Origin of the sequence: Globicatella sp. HMSC072A10 (genome assembly GCF_001811625.1) — a bacterium.
GTDB classification, from domain to species: Bacteria; Bacillota; Bacilli; order Lactobacillales; family Aerococcaceae; genus Globicatella; species Globicatella sanguinis.
Genome location: NZ_KV805687.1, coordinates 1 through 203 on the forward strand (window position 1 = coordinate 1; position 203 = coordinate 203).

The following is a 203-nucleotide window of genomic DNA, read 5'->3' on the forward strand; positions in this document are numbered from 1 at the left end:
CAATCAAACGTAATGGATTTAAATAAATTTCTTGGCAAACAAGCAAACCAGTTATCACAAGCTATTCGCACAGCACTTGCTTTCCGACTGCTAATTTTTATCGGAATGATGAGTTTACTGAATCTTTCAACCAGTGTTAGAACTGCACTCTTATGGTCTTTTCCGACAATCGTGTCACCTTCTAGATGTCCAAATTCTTTCTC

General features: G+C 37.4%; 1 pseudogene. It reads right to left on the minus strand.

Features of this window, described 5'->3' with window-relative positions:
- Window positions 1-203: pseudogene (locus HMPREF2811_RS11535) on the minus strand (IS30 family transposase); the annotation flags it as partial.